We start from the raw sequence: 371 nt of genomic DNA, 5'->3' as shown, positions 1-371 counted from the left end.
CAGCTTAATGGTGCGGTGATTGGCTCGACCGCCAGTGCCGACCATAACCGCTTAGAGACCGGCACCCTAGGCTTTAGTGATATCGATAATCAAGCGGCCTATAAGGTAGAACACCAGAGCGTAGGAGCAAGCACTGGCGGCGGCCTGGCGAACTTTATCGGTAATCTTGCTAATGGATTGGCCGTTGCGGGCAATAAGGAAAAAAGCGACAGCTCAACCACCCATGCCGCGGTCAGTGATGGCACAATAGTGATTAACGACACCGCCAAGCAGCAGCAGAATGTCGATGACCTTAGCCGCGATGTTGAACATGCCAACCAGACGCTTAGCCCGATATTCGATAAGGAAAAAGAGCAGCAACGGATGCAGAC

1 pseudogene is annotated in these 371 nt (G+C 52.8%); it reads left to right on the top strand.

Annotated features, from left to right (window positions below):
• Positions 1 to 371, top strand: a pseudogene (locus tag HH682_RS16220) (hemolysin); the annotation flags it as partial.

Source organism: Rosenbergiella gaditana (assembly GCF_018494065.1).
Lineage (GTDB): Bacteria > Pseudomonadota > Gammaproteobacteria > Enterobacterales > Enterobacteriaceae > Rosenbergiella > Rosenbergiella gaditana.
This window is presented reverse-complemented; position numbering and strand designations above follow the sequence as displayed.